The organism is Streptomyces sp. NBC_01549, from assembly GCF_026339955.1.
In the GTDB taxonomy this organism is placed as follows: domain Bacteria; phylum Actinomycetota; class Actinomycetes; order Streptomycetales; family Streptomycetaceae; genus Streptomyces.
The window spans coordinates 114,420-131,555 of the sequence record NZ_JAPEPW010000002.1; the positions used below are offsets into that span (position 1 = coordinate 114,420).

A 17,136-nucleotide genomic window follows, 5' to 3' on the forward strand; every position below is an offset into this window, starting at 1 on the left:
ACCGTTGCCAGCGCCGCGGCCATCTTCGGTGGAGGTGTCAAATGCTGGGAACAGTAGCGTGCATCTTCTGGAAGCGGTTGCGTACATCTTGGAGCCAGCGTGGGCGTGAAGTCAGGGAAATCCCAGACCTCGTCACCTGGTTCCTGGGAGGACGGTCGCGGACGGCGACTACGGCCTGAAATGGCACCGGAGCCTGGTCGGCTGGCACGCGACCTTTATGACCGCCTGGAATCAAGATTTCCGCCGTCCTGAAGCGAACGAAGCGCTCAGACACACCAGATCCCCTGGCGTACGGGAAGGCCCACACAGTAGTCACCAGAAGAGAAAGCCAAGCCGTCCAGTGTGAGGCTGTAAATGCCGGCCCGCTCCATGGCCGTGATCTCGCGTCCCCAGTCGACGGCCTCGAGAACGTTCGCCTCAGGTGTGGAGCGGTCGATGACGATGCGTCGGCGTGGACCATGACGCGTGTCGTCGACGGAGATGAACGTCGGACCGCGCCGTGCGAGGAGGTGCGCATCAGCTCATGGCGACCATGCGAAAGTACCGTCAGGCTGATGCGGCGGATCGAGGTGCTGGAGGCATCGGACGTCGAGGTCACCGCATTCTCCACTCCACAAGACCCGCAGGCCGACGCCGCGCGCGTCGTGCAGCAGTGCGATCAAGGCGACGAGATCGCGATCGGGCATGGACGGCATGACGTGATGTCCGGACAACCGCACTCCGGCGTAACCGGTTCGCGTCAGGGAGACGAGGCCTGCCCGGTTGTCGACGGAACGGAACTCCATCGTCGCGAACAGCTGCCGACGGCTCGTCCGCGGGCGTGCTGCCGGCGGGGTCACCAACGCAGTCCCGTCGCGAGTGCCAAGTACATCGAACCCTCGCGGAACGTGAGCCCGAGCGTGGTCCGCTCCTCAACGAGCGCTTCAAGCCGGCCGTCGATCACTGATATCCCGAGATCGTCCAATTGGCGAGCGAGTGCGGGGAGGGTCCGTCCTTTGGCGAGCGCACGGTAGGCCTCAGTCTCCAGACCAGGTGCGAGCACCAGTTCGCGTGAGGGCCAACCGTGCCGGTCGTCGACCACAACGAGGGAGTTCTCCGACGCCGGCAGGGCGACCAGCCGCGATGTCGGTGAGTTCACCATCCATACGCCAACCGCCTCGGACAAGGTCTCATACATGCCCGCTGATATGCCGGCGGGCTCGGAGTCGAATACGTAGACGAGGTCTTCGAGAGCCTCGGCTACCCCTTCGTCATTGGTATGCCGCTCGCGATGGTGCGCGGCCACGGCCGGCGCCAGCAGGACCGGGCGGCGATCTTCGGTGACACCCTCCTTGGAGCCAGCTGGGTACTGTTCACCTGGTCCATTCTGCTCGGCGTCCCATTGCGGCTCGTCCTGACCGTGGCCGGCGTCGGCGAGAGTCAGGACCGGGCTCGAATTGTCACTTGGGCGGTCCTCGGCGTATCCGCCGTGCTGCTCGCCTGGGGGTACGCCGAGGCCCGCCGCGTGCCACGCGTGCGCGGACTCGACGTGCAACTCCCGCGGCTGGGTGCCGGGTTGGACGGCATCCGCGTCGTCCTCATCACCGACACCCACTACGGTCCCCTCGATCGCACTCGCTGGTCGGCACAGGTATGCGAGACGGTGAACACCCTGGAAGCCGACCTGGTCTGCCACACCGGAGACATCGCGGACGGCACGGCCGAACGCCGCCGCGCCCAGGCCGCCCCACTCGGCACCGTGCAGGCCACCCGGGCCCGTGTGTACGTCACCGGCAACCACGAGTACTACAGCGGGGCCCAGGGCTGGGTCGACCTCATGGACGAGCTGGGCTGGGAGCCCCTGCGCAACCGCCATCTGCTGCTCGAACGCGGCGGCGACACCCTCGTGGTCGCCGGCGTGGACGACGTCACCGCCGAATCCTCCGGCCTCGCCGGCCACCGCGCCCACCTCGCCGGAGCCCTGCACGGCGCCGACCCCGACCACCCCGTCCTGCTCCTGGCCCACCAGCCCAAGTTCGTCGACCGGGCGGCAGCCGACGGCATCGACCTCCAACTCTCCGGCCACACCCACGGCGGCCAGATCTGGCCCTTCCACCACCTCGTCCGCATCGACCAGCCCGCCCTCGCCGGCCTCAGCCACCACGGCACCCCGCACCCTCCTCTACACCAGCCGCGGCACCGGCTTCTGGGGCCCACCGTTCCGCGTCTTCGCCCCCAGCGAGATCACCCTGCTCGTACTCCGCTCCCCGCAGCGGCCCCCCTCGCCGTAGCACTCGACGGGCCGACACATCCGCTTGGAGCAGTCCACGAGCCGAGGGATGCGGCGTCGACAGATGACCAGGCCCATCTCGCTGAGGACAAGCCGGACCATTCCCGGGGCGACGGCTCCAACGAGCCATACGTGGCCACGTTTTACGCAGGTCAGCGACGCGTGACGCCTGCACCACCAGCAGACGAAGAACGTTCTTGTTTCGTACAGCCCGAAGAAACTTGGGTTCTTCTAGAGCCTGAAGTCGGTCGCCTGGAGCCGTCCTTGCGCTCCAGGCTGTTCTTCGCCGGTGACAACGGCAAGATGTACCGGGCCGCCATGCCGGGGAACTTCCCGGGCAGCTTCGGCACGACCTCGACAGTGATCATGAGCGATACACAAACAACCTGTTCGAAGCCCCGCAGGTCTGCAAGCTGCAGGGCCAGAACCGCTACCCCATGATCGTCGAGGCGATCGGCTCGCAGGGCCGCTACTTCCGCTCGTTCACGGCCACCAGTCTGAACGGGGTCATGGACGCCCCAGGCCGCGACCGAGAGCAATCCCTTCGCCGGCAAGGCCGGCAGTGGCGCCACTTGGACCAACGACATCAGCCATGGCGAACTGATCCACACCAGCGCCGATCAGACCATGACCGTCGATCCCCGCAATCTGCAGTTGCTCCACCAGGGGCGCGGCCCCATCTCCGGCGGCGACTACGGCCTCCTGCCCTACCGTCCGGGTCTGCTGACGCTGCGGCGGTGACGGCGTGACACGAGTCCGGCTCCGGTTCGGAGCCGGCGTGGCGGGCTCGGCGGAAGGCGAGCCCCCCGGGTCACGCGACCAGTCAGCGCTCGTACGGTGACGGAGCGCGGGGTCGGGCAACGCTCACCAGCCCGAGGCGCACCGGGTCGCCTGGTGCGCTGCGGCGGACGATCCAGGCTTCGGTGATGTGGGTGAACATCGCCTCGGTCGCACCGCTCGGGTCGTGGGCGGCGATGCGCTCGCACACGCGGCGATGGCCGCGGTTGGAGGCGACGCACACGGCGCGCTCGGGTCGGCCCATGCACCGGGCGGTGTCGACGACCTGGCTCTCCGGCGCGCGGACCACCCCACGGGCGTTGTGGTTTCCCGACGCCTGCATGATGACGTTATGGAAGGCGACCCGGCTCGCCGGGCCTGACGAATGTCGGGTTTGTCCTACGCCGATCGCAAAGTCGGGTTGCTCTTTGAGTGCCCAGACGGTGGGCCTGGACAAATCCGGGGAGGACTGTGGCCTCCCCCGTCCTCACCGATGCGAGTTCTCACCCAACACGTCGTCGCGGACGAGCCAGGAGGCCACGATTGTCGGTGTCGCACACCGGGGGAACCGATACCGATCGTGACGCCGAGCTGGACGTGATCTCCGCTCTGCTCCAGGTCTCCGGCGGCCTGATCGACCCGCGTAGGCCAAGGCGGAACCGGCACGAGCTGGCATCGGTGCTGACGATCACGGTCCTGACCGTGCTGGCCGGAACACGTAACTTCCGGGTTGCGTACTTCGGCCAAGAACTTGGCCTAGCCAAGAGGACCTGGATGCCTTGTCCTGCACGGCGCGCGCACTCGGCGGGGTCGGCTCCGGAGGCCGACCAGAACGAGATGCCGGCGTGGCGCAGGTCGTAGACCGCGACACCGGCCCCGCTGTACACCGTTCCACTGGAGCCGGTTCAACCGCACGGGGCCGCAGTGGACGGTGTCCGGCGCGACAACGCTGACAATCGGCCTGTATGTGTTCCCCTCTGCCGCATCGGGCAGCCCGATGGCACTGGTCCCGACAGTGACTTCACGTGGCTCGGCCCGGGCAAACGCGTCGTGATCTCCGTGCCCGCGGCCTTCCTGCCGGGTTGGGCGGGCAGTCTGGCGGGACCGCCGTACCGGACGGGCCCTGGCTCCGGAGGAGGATCCGCTCGCCGTCGACGCACTCCTGGTGGCCCGTCGGCCGCTCGCGTCCCGCCCTGTCACCGTCGCGGCTCCCTCCGCACGCATCCGCTGAACGCACCGACCACTGACGCTCCCCGGCCGCATCGACTGTGGGTCATCCTCCCGGTCCCGTCCATACGTCGGGGAGCCACTGTCGATCTCGGCCCCTGAGGGCCGCACACCCCTCCGCGCGGGATCAGCGGGATTCCTGGCCGAAGTCGGCCGCGGGCAGGACCAGGCGGAAGGTGCAGCCGCGGCCGGCGGCCGTGTCGAGTTCGAGGCGGCCGCCGTGGCCCTCGGCGATGGTCGCGGCGATGGCCAGGCCGAGGCCGCTGCCGCCGTGCATGCGGGAACGGGCGGGGTCGGCTCGGTAGAAGCGCTCGAAGACGAGCTCGGCGTCGACGGGTGCGAGACCCGGTCCTTCGTCCGCCACCTCGATCACGCTGATCGGCAGGCCCTCCGGCAGGGGCTGTGAAGCGGAGAAGCGCCCGGGTCGGTCCGTGCCGCCGGTTCCGGGACCCGCCTCGGTCGTGCCGACGTGAACATGGACGCGGGTGCCCGGCGGGGTGTGGGTGCGGGCGTTGGAGAGCAGGTTCTCGAGGATCTGGCGCAATCGGTGCGGGTCGCCGACGGTCTCCGCGACGTCGAGTTCCTCGGCCCCGGTGGGATCGGCCGGGGTGTGCAGCGGGCCGAGGTCGACGGGGTGGGACTCGCTGTGGACGGCGGCGGCGCTGACGGCGTCCGCCGCGAGGGACAGCAGGTCGACCCGCTCCCTGCGGTAGGAAGGTTCCTTGTCCAGGGTCGCGAGCAACTGGAGGTCGTCGACGAGCAGACTCATGCGTTCCGCGTTCTGTGCGATGAACCGGTTGGCCTCGTTTCGTTCGAGGGCCGAGCGCGGTTCCGGGCGGAGGGCGAGTTGGGCGTAGCCCTGGATGGCGGTGAGCGGAGTGCGCAGCTCGTGCCCGGCGTCGGCGACGAACCGGCGAAGGCGGGCCTCCGAGGCCTCTCGGGCCAGCAGCGCCTTCTGCAGGCGGTCGAGCATGGAGTTCAGGACCCGGCCGAGTCGTCCGATCTCGGTATGCGCATCGGTGTCGGGCAACCGTAGATCGAGCCGGCCTGCGGTGATGTCCTGAGCCGTCCGTTCCATTCTGGTCAGGGGCAGCAGCCCCAGACGAACCACCCACCGGCCCAGGGCGATCAGGGCGACGATCGTGACGGCGAGCAGCACGGCGTTCAGCCACAGGAGCTTCGATGTGGCGCCGTCGACGGTGTCGAGCGGAAGGGTGACCACCGCGCTCATGCCGTCCGGACCGGGGTTCAGCAGCACCCGCCAGTGGCCGTCACCACTGACGGCGGTCACGGTTTCGGGGTGGCCGTCCCGCAGTCCGAGGTCCTCCGCGTGATCGGCCAACCGGGGTCCTGGCTTGGTCTCGGAGCCCAGGGAGTTTTTCAGACGGCGCCCGGAGGAGTCGTAGAAGTAGACGTGGAAGTCCGAGGGAAGTATGTCCGGGCGTTCTCCCGGGTCCGGGAGCCTGCCTTGGAGCGCGTCGTCATAGGCGGGAGTCGGTGGATGGAACTCGACGAGCTGCTCGTCGACGCGGTCCAGCAGCCAGGAGCGAAGCACCACATAGCCGATCGCCTGGGAGGTCAGGACTGCCGCGGTGGCGAGCAGAGTGGCGCCGAGGATGAGGCGCCGTCGCACCGACTTGGGCGGCCGGGGCAGGAACCGGGTCACTGGTCCGAGGTCCCTGCGTGGTCGCGGGGAAGCCTGAGGCAGTAGCCGACGCCGCGCACGGTGTGGATCAGTGGCGGCTCGAAGCAGTCGATCTTCCTGCGCAGGTACCTGACGTACGTTTCGATGATCCGGGCGTCGCCGGCGAAGTCGTAGCTCCAGACGTGGTCGAGGATCTGGACCTTGCTCACCACCTGGCACGCGTTCGACAGAAGGTAGGCCAGGAGCTTGAACTCTGTTGGCGACAGGGCGATGTACTGGCCTGCGCGGTGCACCTCGTGGGCGCTCTCGTCGAGTTCGAGGTCGGCGTACCGCAGAACACTCTGCAGCGCCTGCCGTTCGGCGGGCGGCGCGGTGCGACGCAGAATGGCCTCGATGCGCAGCAGCACCTCCTCGATGCTGAAGGGTTTGGCAACGTAGTCGTCCCCACCGGCGCTGAGGCCGGCGATGCGATCGTCGGTGCCGGTGCGGGCGGTCAGGAACAGGATCGGGCAGTCGTTGCCTGCCTCCCGCAGCCTGCGGGTCACCTCGAAGCCGTCCAGGTCGGGCAGCATCACGTCCAGCAGCACCAGATGCGGTTGAAGGCGTTCGACCTCCAGGAGGGCCGCCTGACCGGTGCCGGTGCTGCTCACCTCGTATCCGGTCAGGCGAAGCGTCGCCTCCAGCAGGGTGCGAATGCTGGGCTCGTCCTCGACCACGAGGAGCCGATGTCCCGGCCGCGCGGCTGTGGGCTGCTCGGTCATGCGTCTGCTGGTCCGTTCTGCCGTGTCCCGACCGTCGTGCGGGGTTCGGTCACTTGGCGGCGCAGTCGTAGAGCACGTTGCCTCCTCCGAGTCCCATCGCACCGCCGGCGTTGTTCTGTGACGACTTGCCGGAGGTGCCACCGTATGCCGACGTCGGAACCTTGGTGCAATGGTCGGCGATCCAGTCGGAGCGCTGCTTGGTGTATCCGCCGGCCAGGCCCGGCATGCCGCCGCCGTTCGTGTCGGAGCCCAGGATGTAGCGTAGCTCGCCGTCCTTGGTCCACTTCTCCAACTGGGCCACCGACGGCGAGTTGTCGCTGTTGGTGAAGCCGCCCATGGCGATGACGGTCTCGTCGGTGCCCAGGATGTAGGCGCTGGCGTTGAGGGCGCCGCCCTCGACGGCGAGCTTGATGCGTGCGTGGGGTGCGTGCTCGACGGCGTACTGGATGATCTTGCGCTGTTCGGCGGTGAGTTTCCCACTACCGAAGCCGCCGCCCCCACCAGGGGCCCTTCCTGAGCCGGCACCTGGGAACGAGGGTGCGCCGCGGCTGTTCGAGCCCGCTTCCCCGGGTGCACCGGGCATACCGTTCGCTCCTCCTGTGGGCATGCCGGAAGGCACTCCGCCGGACGGAGGTTCAGCGGTCTGTCCCGAAGAGGTGCCACCGCCGGGGAAGCCCGGCATGTTCGACGGCATCCCGGACGGCATGCCCGAGGGAGGGTCTCCACCGTTCGAGCCCTGCCGGGGCATGCCACCCCCTCCGCCGAATCCGAGCGTCTGCGGACCGGCCATCGGGTTGGAGCCCCCCGTGCTGATGGAGCCGGGTACGGCCACCGCCCACGCTCCCGGCGCCAGCAGAACCGATGCGACCGCGGCGCAACCGGCAACCGTCAACAGCCGGCCACGGCGTCGTGACAGCACCAGCAGGACGACCGCGACGCAACCGACCAGCAGCACGGGCCACACCAGCCAGCCGTTCCAGTCGGGCGCACGGCGGACCAGCTTCACGGCCCAGGCCACGCTCACCACGACCGCGGCCACACCGACCAGAGGCGCCCAGCGCAGGCCGGCGCGGTGGACACGGACGAGGGCGGCCATCAGTCCACCGCACAGGGCGGCGATCGCCGGTGCGAGCTGAGTGGTGTAGTAGGGATGGAAGATGCCCTTCTGGGTCGAGAACACCGCCCCGCAGACCACCAGCCAGATTCCCCACAGCAGCCAGCCGGGGGCCGGCAGCACGGCGGAGTCGGGCAGTGCGCCCCGTCGGCGCAGCACCACGCCGGCGACGGCGACGGCCAGGGCCAGCGCGCAGACCGGCAGCAGCCAGCTGATCTGACCGCCCACCTGTGCGCCGAACAGGCGGCCCACGCCGGCCTGACCGCCGAATCCGCCGGCGAATCCGCCGCCTGATCCGCCCGTCCCCTGGGGCGCTCCGTCGCTGGAGCCGAAGACCCTCCCCAGCCCGTTGTAGCCGATCACTAGGTCCCAGGCCGAGCCGTCCGTGCTGCCGCCGATGTAGGGGCGGTCACCCGGCCACAGGGCCACCATGGCGACCCACCACAGGGAGGACGCCGCCAGGATGGCTCCCGCGCCCAGCAGACGCCGCACTCGCGGTATCCAGGGGCCGCTTCCTCCCACGAGCCAGGCGACAGCGAACGCGGGAATGACCATCCAGGCGGCGAGCATCTTGGTGAGGAATCCGCACCCGATCAGGAAGCCGCTCGCGCACAGCCACCAGGTCGCGGTCCGGTCCTCGGCCTGCAACGCGCGGGTGAGCGCGTACGCCGCCGACACCAGTAGCAGGACCAGCAGTGTGTCCGGGTTGTTGTCCCGGTTGATGGCCACGGTGATGGGCGTCAGAGTGAGCACCAGAGCCGCGATCAGCGCCGCCCCCTCCCCCGCCCAGCGGCGCACGGTGCGGTGCAGCACCAGCACCCCGGCCACACCTTCGAGTACCTGCGGCAGGATCAGCGCCCAGCCGTGCATCCCGAAGATCTTGCTGCCGATCACCTGCGGCCACAGCGCGGCCGGGGGCTTGTCGACCGTGATCACGCCCGCCGGGTCGAAAGAGCCGAAGAGGAAGTTGGTCCAGCTCTTCCCCATCGACTTCACGGCCGCCGAGTAGTAGCTGTTGCCCCACCCCAGGGAGCCCAGTGCCCAGCCGTACAGGACGGCCGCGAGCACGAGGACGGCTCCGAGCGCCACGGGTGCCGCCCAGGCGGGCAGCGAGCGGACGGACGTACTCGTGTGCCTCCCGTCGTGTGCCGATGCCGCCGGTGCGGGCCTGATGTGCGCGTAGTTGCTCATGTCGGGATTCGCTCTCATCAACGGGTACGGCTACGGGGGGCGGCGAAGACGGCCAGTCGCAGCACGGCGAAGCGCACGCAGGTGACCGCGGCGGAGGCCGTGGCGAGGACCGCGGTCTCCGCGGCCGGTGAGGCACCGGGATCGAGCCACTTGAACCACAGCACCGCCGCGGAGGTGACCAGATAGCCGAGGACGAACAGACCCCCGGCACCGAGGTGCGCACGTGCGGGCGCAGTGGTGGAGTGCCGGAAGGTGAGGCGGCGGTTCGCCTCGGTGTTGAGGACGGTGAGGCCGAACAGCGAGATCAGGTTGGCGACGGCCGGAGACCACCAGCCGCGCAGCAACCAGTACAGCAAGGCCTGTCCGGCCGTGGAGACGACACCGATCGCGAGGAAACAGCCGACCTCCCACGACAGCACACCGCGTCCGGTGGAGGGGGCAAGGACGGCGTCGGGGTGTTCGGCGGCCGGCTCGGGGCGCGGCCGCACCTCGGCCCGGGCGTCGCCGGACGCCTTGAGCCGCGCCATGCGCCACAGGCCCCGCAGGTCTTCCTTGGCGGTGCGCGCCACATCCACCCGGGTGTCGACGTCCTCGACCCAGTCGACCGGGACCTCATGAATACGCAGTCCGTTGTGCTCGGCGACCAGGAGCAGTTCGGTGTCGAAAAACCATGCGTCGTCCCGGGTCACCTTCAGCAGCGGCCGGAGTACCTCCGTACGGGCCGCCTTGAATCCGCACTGGGCGTCGGTGAAGCGGACTCCGTGGGTGAGCCGGATGATGCCGTTGTAGCAGCGGGAGATGAACTCGCGGCGCGGCCCGCGCACCGTGCGTGCGCCGGGAGCCAGCCGGGAGCCGATCGCGAGGTCCGAGTGGCCGCTGGCCAGGGGCGCGATCAGCGGGAGCAGTCCGTCGAGGCCGGTGGAGAGGTCCACGTCCATGTACGCCACGATGTCCGCGTCGCTGGCGCCCCAGACGGTGCGCAGCGCGAGTCCGCGGCCCTTGCGGTCCAGGTGGACGACGCCGACACCGGGCAGCTCGTCCGCGAGGCGGCGGGCGGTGGCGAGGGTTTCGTCGGTGCTGGCGTTGTCGGCGACGGTGATCCGCCAGGGGAAGGGGAAGTCCTGGGACAGGCGGGCGTGGAGCGTGCGCAGGCAGCCGGGCAGTGCTCGCTCCTCGTTGTAGACCGGAACGACGATGTCCACCGTCGCGGTACCGGCGTGCGGGAGAAGCGAACGTTCGACGGGCTGGAAGGGGGCGGGACGCTCCACGCGGGCGTCGAGTTCGGTGAGGTGGGGGGTGGGAGTCATGGCTTCCTCAGGCATGAGGGGACGGCAGACTGCGGCTGACAGGTCCTGGTCCAGGGCCGCGGGCCTCACTGTCGCCCTCTCGCCTGTGGGAGCCGGGGGAGAATACCGAAAACTGACGGAGAGTCAGATCATTGGCCGATCCTGGGCGAACACCTCGGAACTGCTCATCGACGTCGCCGTCGACGAGGCGGTTCGGCTTATCATCAGGCCGCGTGGTCACGGTGTTTCCCGCGAAGTGGCGCAGGGCCGTTTCAGCCGTCACTTCACGGGCCCGGCGCCCCACCTCGACAGCAGGAGACGTCCTCCAGCCGGTGGCGCTCACCCGTCTCGGCGCAGGCGAGAGTGCCAGGGGTCAGTGACGGATCGGCGCCGGCACGGTCCGGCTCATGCGCGCCTCGATCGTGCAGGCGGATGCGGAGGGCGCTGAAGCGCACCTGAAGCGTGTGTCCCCGCCGGGGTGCGTACGCAGGGCTGGACCGCCAGCACGCCGAGGTTCCGGGCCAGGCCGGCCATGCGCGCCTCGGACGAGCGGAGTGGATCCGTCGACATCGGCCCCCGATCAAGATCCGGACCATTCCCGGGCCGACAAGCCGCTCCCCGCTTCGGTTGAGACTGTTTCCGCTGTCGCCTGCGGGCATGGGCGTTCGCGGTAGCGGAAAGCGCGACAGGGCGCCTGCGCGGTTCCGGGTTGGCGTGCGTCGAGGTCTGCGGGGCCAGGCCCGCACGGTGCCGTGCGGGCCTGGCCCCGGTGTGTCAGTTCTGCAGGCTCCAGTGCTGGTTCGCACCGCCCGTGCAACTCCATAGCTGGACTTTCGTCCCGTTGGCGGTCCCCTGGCCGCTGGCGTCCAGGCAGAGCCCCGACTGTGCTGCTTTGATCGTGCCGTCGGGATTGACGTTCCATTGCTGATCTGCCTGCCCGCTGCAGTCCCAGATCGCCGCCGGGGTGCCGTTGCCCGCTGTCTGGCCGACGCCCAGGCACTTGTTGCCGTAGACAACGAGCTGCTTTCCGGCGGTGTAGGTCAACCGTTGGTTGGAGCCGCCGTTGCAGTCCCACAGTTGTGCCTGCGTGCCGTTGGTCGCGGTGAAGTTGTTGATGTCGAGGCAGCGCCCCGACTGCTGGCCGACGATCTCCTGGTTGCCGGACGTCGGTGGCGAATTCGAGCCGAACTGTGTGAAGAACTGCCACACCGCTGCCGAAGTCCAGGTGCGCCAGCCGTCACCGGTGGAGCCGTCGATGGGACCGGGATCGTGGCCCGCTCCGTCGAACGCGGCCCAGACGACGGGGTATCCGGATCTGCATCCGGAGTAGGTGGTGATGATGTGCGTCAGGCTTCCGTTGGCCGGCTCGGGCGGGTTCTGCGGGGTGCAGCCGTTCGCCCGGACGAACGTGTCGCGCAGTTCCCGTCCCGATGAGATGGGCAGCACGTTGTCCCTCAGGCCGTGCAGACCCATGTAGGCGATGGGCTGAGTCCCGCCGTTGCACCCGCTGAGGTTCGCGCCGGAGTAGACCGCGACCGCACGGAAGACGGTCGCTCGTGAGCAGGCGAGGGCGTACGACATCGCGCCGCCGTAGCTGAAGCCGACGGAGAACAACTGGGTGGTGTCGACGCACAGACCCGCTTCGAGCTGGCTGACCATGGCGTCGACGAAGGCCACGTCCTGGCCGCCGGGGTTGGCCCAGCCGTTGCCGTTGCCCTGAGGGGCGACGAAGATCGTGCTGTTGTTCGCGTTGTCCGCCAGGCGCCGCAGGCCGTAGTAGGACCAGTTGTACCCGTCCGTACCGCCCGAGTCGACGTCGTTGGCCGTGCCGCCCCGCCAGTGGAAACCGAAGATCAGCCGATAGGGATGGTTGTTGTCGTAGCCGGCGGGGACCCGCAGTATGTAGCTGCGGGTCTGGCCGCCGCTCTGAATCGTGTGTGTGCCACTCGTCAGCGTGGGGGCCTTGCCGCAGCCGGCGGTCGGACTGAGGGCGCCAGTGGTCGTGGCCGCGGTGGGCGCGCCGAGGCCGCTGCTGAACGAGGTGCCCGCAGCCGTCAGAACGAGAAGTAGCGCGGCCACGATGGACAATAAGAGCGGTTTGCATTGCATACATTCCTTCTTCCGTATCGAGGTATGAGCAGGGAGCGCCGGTCGGTTGGGGACGGGTGCTGTGTGCGGCGGTGACACCGCGACGAATAAGGCTCGGGCGGCTCAGACGGCGGTGATGGTCCATTCGTTGTTGGTGCTTGAGTTCGGTGTCCACATCACCGTGGTCGAGCCGGACGTGGTGCTGCCGCTGCCGTCGAGGGCGGTGCCGGTACCGCGATTGACGATCTGGTAGCGGTTGCCACCGAGGCTGTTGAGCGACCACTGCTGGTTGTTGCCGCCGTTCCATGCCGCCTGCCGGGCAGGAGCGCCGTTGTCGGCATTGCCCCAGCTGTCGGCGGCCATGCCGTTGGTGCGGTTCATGATGCGGGAGTAGCCGTTGCCGAGGTCGATCAGCTGCCACTGCAGGTTGCTGCTCCCGTCGGAGTTCCACTGCTTGAGGTTGGAGCCGGAGGCGACGTTGCCCCCGCTGTCCAGCACCAGTCCGCTGGTCACGTTGGCGATCTTGACCCAGGTGGTGGAGCCGCCCGGCGCGCTCAGGACGGGGATCTCACCCGAGAAAGTGAGCTTGACCGTGTACGCCAGGGCGTTGAACGGCGGGTTGGACGAGGGCATGGTGAGGTGCAGGCCGGAAGCATCCTGGGTCGGTGCGGGCAGGTCGATGTAGGTGCCGGCGGTGTTGTTCAGCAGTTTGGCGCCCGTCAGGCTGCTGAGGTTGATCTGACTCGAGTTCAGCGTCGTGATGGTCATGGTGCCGCCCTGCCAGCCCAGCGCGGTGGCGTAGAGGACCTTGTTGTCCCGGCTGCGGGTGAACCGGACGTCCTGCGGTTTGCCGGCCACCGGTCCGCTGAACGAGCCTCCGCCCATTTTGGTGGGGCCTTCGCCGTAACTGGCCCAGGAGCGGGTGGCGTAGACCGCCTCTCCGAAGCGGCCGAGCCAGTCGCCCATGGCGAGCAGGATGGACTGCTGCCCGGCGGGGATGGTGCCGTCGGCCATCGGGGCGATGTTCAGCAGCATGCTGCCGCCCTTGCTGACCCGGTCGATCAGCGAGTGGAGCAGGGCCTGCGTCGAGTAGTAGCCGATGCCCACCGTGTAGCACCAGCTGGAGGAGGAGATGCTGTCGTCGGTCAGCCAGTAGGGGCTGAGCAGCCCTGCCGGACCGCCGCGCTCGAAGTCGTAGACCTCACCCTTGTTGTCGAGGCCGTCCTTGTAGGTCGCGACCACGTCCTTGTTCCACGAGACCGCCTGGTTGTAGTAGTGCGCGAGGAACTGCAGGCGGTAGGACTCCTGCACCAGGCCCAGGTCGAAGTCCTGCCAGACCAGGTCCGGCTGGTAGCCGTCGATGACCTCGATCAGCTTGTCGTACCAGAGCTTGTTCTCCGCGGCCGAGCCCTGCTGGCCGAAGAGGAGGCGCAGCGTCGGGTCCGACTGGTTCGGCACGTGGTCGTAGAAGCCGTTGAAGTGATAGGCGTGGTGCAGCGAGGCCATGAACTTCAGCCCCTGCCCGCGGATGGCCTGCGCGTGAAGCCCAACGAGGTCGAGTCTGGGGCCGTGCTGGACCGAGTTCCACGGGTTGGAGTGGCTGTTCCACATGGAGAAGCCGTCGTGGTGCTCGGCGACCGGGCCGGCGAACTTGGCGCCCGCGGCCTTGAACAGCTGCGCCCAGGCGTCCGGATCCCACTTGCCGCCCTGGGAGGCGAGTTTCGGGGCGAACTGCACGTAGTTGCCGGCCTTGTCGCGGGCACCGTCGATGAAGTTGTTGTACGGCCATACCGAAGGGTCGCCGTAGGTGGCGATGTGGTGCCGGTTCTCGACCGAGCCGCCGATGTACATGTTGCGCGGATACCACTCGTTCCCGAACGCGGGAACGCTGAAGACGCCCCAGTGGTAGTAGATGCCGAACTTGGCGTCCTGGAACCAGTCCGGGGCCGGGGGATGCTGGTCCACGGAGGACCAGCTCGCGGTGTAGCTTCCGGGGCCGTCGGTGGCGGCGGCCTCGGGGGCGAACCGAAGCAAGCCGAAGGCCGTGGCAGCGCCGGCCGCCGCCAGCAGTCGGCGCCGGCTGAGCGGCAGGGAAGAGGAGGACATGTGTGGGCCTCTCGGGGGAATTGACGGAAGTGATGCGGGCGTCGGTGATCGTCAGCCGGTCACCGGATCAGTCGTGCGTCCACTTCTGGTTGCTGCCGCCGGTGCAGGTCCACAGCTGCAGCAAGGTACCGTTGGCCGTTCCCGCGCCGGTGGCGTCCAGGCACAGGCCGGACTGGGCACCGGTGATCGTGCCGTCGGCGTGGATGGTCCACTTCTGGTTGCTGCCGCCGGTGCAGTCCCAGATGTCCACCTTGGTACCGGGGCTGGTGCCCTGGCCCGAGGCGTCCAGGCAGTCGCTTCCGTAGACCCGCAGCTCGCCGGTCGAGGTGTCCGTCCACCGCTGGTTGCTGCCGCCGTTGCAGTCCCACAGCTCCACCTGGGTACCGGCCGTCTGCGACTGGTTCGGCACGTCCACGCACCGGCCGGAACCGACCCCGACGATCGTGCCGGTCGTGCCGCCGTTGTTTCCGCCGCTGTCGGGGGTGATGGACAGGTTGTCGAACTGCGCCGTCTCGGTCTGGCTGGTCGCGTAGCCGATCTGCCCGCCTGCCCAGGTGCGGTCGTTCACGGAACCGACCGTGGCACCGTCGATGACGGCGGTGATGGTGGTGCCGGAGAAGGTGAGGGCCACGGTGTGCCATCGGTTGGTGCCCAGCGCCGTGGTCGTGCCGCGGGCCAGGGTGGAGATGTTGCCGTTGGTGTTCGAGTTCAGGATCGACCAGGCTCCGGTGTCGCTCACCCGCAGGTGGTAGGCGTTCAGTCCTCCGGTGCTGCTGTAGTCCTGTGCGTTGGCGCGTCCGATCAGCTCGGCGTATCCGGACTGTTCGAGCAGCACGTCGGACGAGACGGTGTAGTTGCTCCAGCTCACGTCACCGAGCAGGGCGTGCGGATCGGACAGCGCGTCCCAGGTGATCGGTTTCTGCGGGCTCATCTGGCGCACGCACCTGCCGCTGCGGCCGCCGCCACAGCCGACCGCCTCGAAGGCGCCCTGCCAGTCCATGAGGTACTTGGCCTCGGTGCCGGTGGCGTAGCTGTCGAAGGAGTCGCTGTACGGCAGGCTCAGTGTGCCCCGGCCGGGACCGGCGGCGGTGCCCTTGCCCTGTCCGGTCGTGGTGGTCAGGGTGTACACGCGGCCGGGCTGCACGGTCAGGCTGAAACCGCTGCCGGACGGGGTGACGTCCGTCGCGTGCACGAAGTAGTCGGCCGTGTTGTTGGAATTGACGTTGGTCGACCAGACGTGGACGGTTTTGTCGGACAGCCCTCCGGTGACGTTGAAGTTCAGCGTCTGCGCGCTGCCGGCGTCCATCGTCTCGATGACCGTGGAGTAGTCGGAGTTGTTCGCGGACTTCAGTGACACGTAGCTGCCGTTGTTCCGGTTGCCGCCGATGTAGCCGCTGGAGGCGTCGAGGTAGTGCCATCCCGGGGCGGTGAACTGGCTCGTCTGCGCCATCACCCAGGCGTTCTTGCCGATGGCGTAGTAGCCGGACCACGGCTGCGGGGCCAGGGCGAGACCCATGGTGGGGTAGGGCAGGTTCGGCGTGAGCGAGGCGACCACAGGCCAGTTGAGATACGCGGTCATCCGGCCGTCGATGTATCCACGGTTGATGCCGCGGGCCACGGCCGGCGCTCCCGCGTTGTAGTCGTCCGAGCCGTTCTCGCTCGCCCACAGCGGCTTGCCGGACGATGTGGCGGCCGACGGCACCGCGCAGTTGGACTGGGCGGACCGGTAGCCGCAGGGGTAGTGGGTGCCGATGACGTCCACCGACGCGGCGAACGCCGCGTTGGAGTTGACGTCATCGGCCACCGCCCAGTCCGAGTCGGCTGCGACGATCTTGACGTTGCGGTAGCCGTTGGTGTTGAGCGCGCTGCGCAGTTGTTCGTACCAGGAGATGTTGTAGCCTCGCTCGTTCCACCCACCGAGGTAGTCGATGCTCAACCCGTGCTGTTTGGCGCAGCCGAGCCACGAGACCAGGTAGTTGACCATGTCGGTGGACCAGAAGTTGCCGCCGCCGATCCAGCCGGGCGCGCCCCAGGCGAGTCCGTACAGTTTGATGTCCGGGTTGCGCGCCTTGGCCTGCTCCATCAGCCACCACTCGTAGCCCCGGTTGCAGTTCAGGTCGGACCGGGTGTGCTGGTGGCTGGGCTCGGCCCCCGAGGTGGAGTTGGTGTCGCCGCCGATCTCTGCCTTGAGGATCTGCAGGGAGGCGCCGTAGCCGGGCCGGAACAGGTAGTCCAGGACCTGGCCGCGTTGGGGCTCGGGATAGTCGATCAGGAGTCGGCTGTTGCCGCCCCCGCCGCTGATCGCGCCGACGCCGTCGAAGGTCCGGCCACCCGACGCACCGTTGATCGTGATCGAGGTGGCGGCCCGGGCCGGAGCGGCGGCCGTGCCCACGATGCCGCCGGCGGCCACGACGAGGCCTGTGAGCACGGCCGTTGAGGCGCGCAAGCACCGGAACAGCCGACTGAATGCTGACACGGTGGTTCCTTTCGCAGGTCGAAGGTGTCCCGTGGCGGAGCTGTGTTCAGCGGAGGACGAAGTCCTGGTTGGTGCCTGGCGCGTTCTTGCACTGCCACTGGTCCAGTCGCTGGCCCAGGTTGCTGCCGCCGCCGTAGACGTCCAGGCACAGACTGCTGTTCTTGTTCTGGAACACGTAGGAGCCGTCGGACTGCCG

9 protein-coding genes and 5 pseudogenes are annotated in these 17,136 nt (G+C 68.6%); 3 read left to right on the forward strand and 11 right to left on the reverse strand.

From position 1 onward, the window contains the following. Window positions 1-266: 266 nt before the first annotated feature. Both OG819_RS59165 and OG819_RS35050 read right to left on the reverse strand, forming a co-directional pair. Window positions 267-497: pseudogene (locus OG819_RS59165) on the reverse strand (DUF5825 family protein); the annotation flags it as partial. A gap of 338 nt (window positions 498-835) precedes the next feature. Further along, window positions 836-1,285, reverse strand: coding sequence for a hypothetical protein (locus tag OG819_RS35050; RefSeq protein WP_266653140.1), 450 nt, complete (start codon window positions 1,283-1,285; stop codon window positions 836-838). On the opposite strand from OG819_RS35050, the pseudogene OG819_RS35055 reads away from it, so the two are divergent. The 3 pseudogenes from OG819_RS35055 to OG819_RS59175 all read left to right on the forward strand — a co-directional run. Then, window positions 1,232-2,270 (forward strand): annotated as a pseudogene (locus OG819_RS35055) (metallophosphoesterase); the annotation flags it as partial. The gene OG819_RS35050 and the pseudogene OG819_RS35055 sit on opposite strands and share 54 nt — an antisense overlap. A gap of 335 nt (window positions 2,271-2,605) precedes the next feature. After that, a pseudogene (locus OG819_RS59170) lies at window positions 2,606-2,712 on the forward strand (hypothetical protein); the annotation flags it as partial. A gap of 73 nt (window positions 2,713-2,785) precedes the next feature. Further along, window positions 2,786-3,010 (forward strand): annotated as a pseudogene (locus OG819_RS59175) (non-reducing end alpha-L-arabinofuranosidase family hydrolase); the annotation flags it as partial. Between the two features lie 82 nt (window positions 3,011-3,092). Here the strand turns inward: OG819_RS59175 and OG819_RS35065 are convergent. From OG819_RS35065 to OG819_RS35110, 9 genes and pseudogenes are all read right to left on the reverse strand, one after another. Next, entirely contained in the window at window positions 3,093-3,503 is a 411-nt protein-coding gene (locus OG819_RS35065; RefSeq protein ID WP_266653142.1) for an FCD domain-containing protein, read from the reverse strand. An 897-nt stretch (window positions 3,504-4,400) separates the two neighbouring features. Beyond that, window positions 4,401-5,939: a cell wall metabolism sensor histidine kinase WalK gene (locus OG819_RS35075; protein ID WP_266633911.1), complete on the reverse strand. Its 1,539-nt coding sequence runs from the start codon at window positions 5,937-5,939 to the stop codon at window positions 4,401-4,403. Further along, window positions 5,936-6,679, reverse strand: a complete 744-nt coding sequence (locus tag OG819_RS35080; protein WP_266633910.1) for a response regulator transcription factor — start codon at window positions 6,677-6,679, stop codon at window positions 5,936-5,938. Before OG819_RS35080 ends, OG819_RS35075 begins: the two co-directional genes overlap by 4 nt. A 49-nt stretch (window positions 6,680-6,728) precedes the next feature. Continuing rightward, the gene (locus OG819_RS35085; RefSeq protein ID WP_266653144.1) at window positions 6,729-8,984 is read right to left on the reverse strand and encodes a glycosyltransferase family 39 protein; all 2,256 of its coding nucleotides are present in this window, start codon (window positions 8,982-8,984) and stop codon (window positions 6,729-6,731) included. 17 nt (window positions 8,985-9,001) lie between these two features. Beyond that, window positions 9,002-10,291: a bifunctional glycosyltransferase family 2/GtrA family protein gene (locus OG819_RS35090; RefSeq protein WP_266633908.1), complete on the reverse strand. Its 1,290-nt coding sequence runs from the start codon at window positions 10,289-10,291 to the stop codon at window positions 9,002-9,004. Between the two features lie 753 nt (window positions 10,292-11,044). Beyond that, window positions 11,045-12,358, reverse strand: a complete 1,314-nt coding sequence (locus tag OG819_RS35095; protein ID WP_266655418.1) for a ricin-type beta-trefoil lectin domain protein — start codon at window positions 12,356-12,358, stop codon at window positions 11,045-11,047. A gap of 123 nt (window positions 12,359-12,481) precedes the next feature. Next, window positions 12,482-14,464, reverse strand: a complete 1,983-nt coding sequence (locus OG819_RS35100; protein ID WP_266653146.1) for an alpha-L-fucosidase — start codon at window positions 14,462-14,464, stop codon at window positions 12,482-12,484. A gap of 67 nt (window positions 14,465-14,531) precedes the next feature. Continuing rightward, a complete protein-coding gene (locus OG819_RS35105; protein ID WP_266653148.1) occupies window positions 14,532-16,940 on the reverse strand; it encodes a ricin-type beta-trefoil lectin domain protein in 2,409 nt (802 codons plus the stop codon). 46 nt (window positions 16,941-16,986) lie between these two features. Further along, window positions 16,987-17,121: pseudogene (locus OG819_RS35110) on the reverse strand (RICIN domain-containing protein); the annotation flags it as partial. Between the last annotated feature and the right edge of the window lie 15 nt (window positions 17,122-17,136).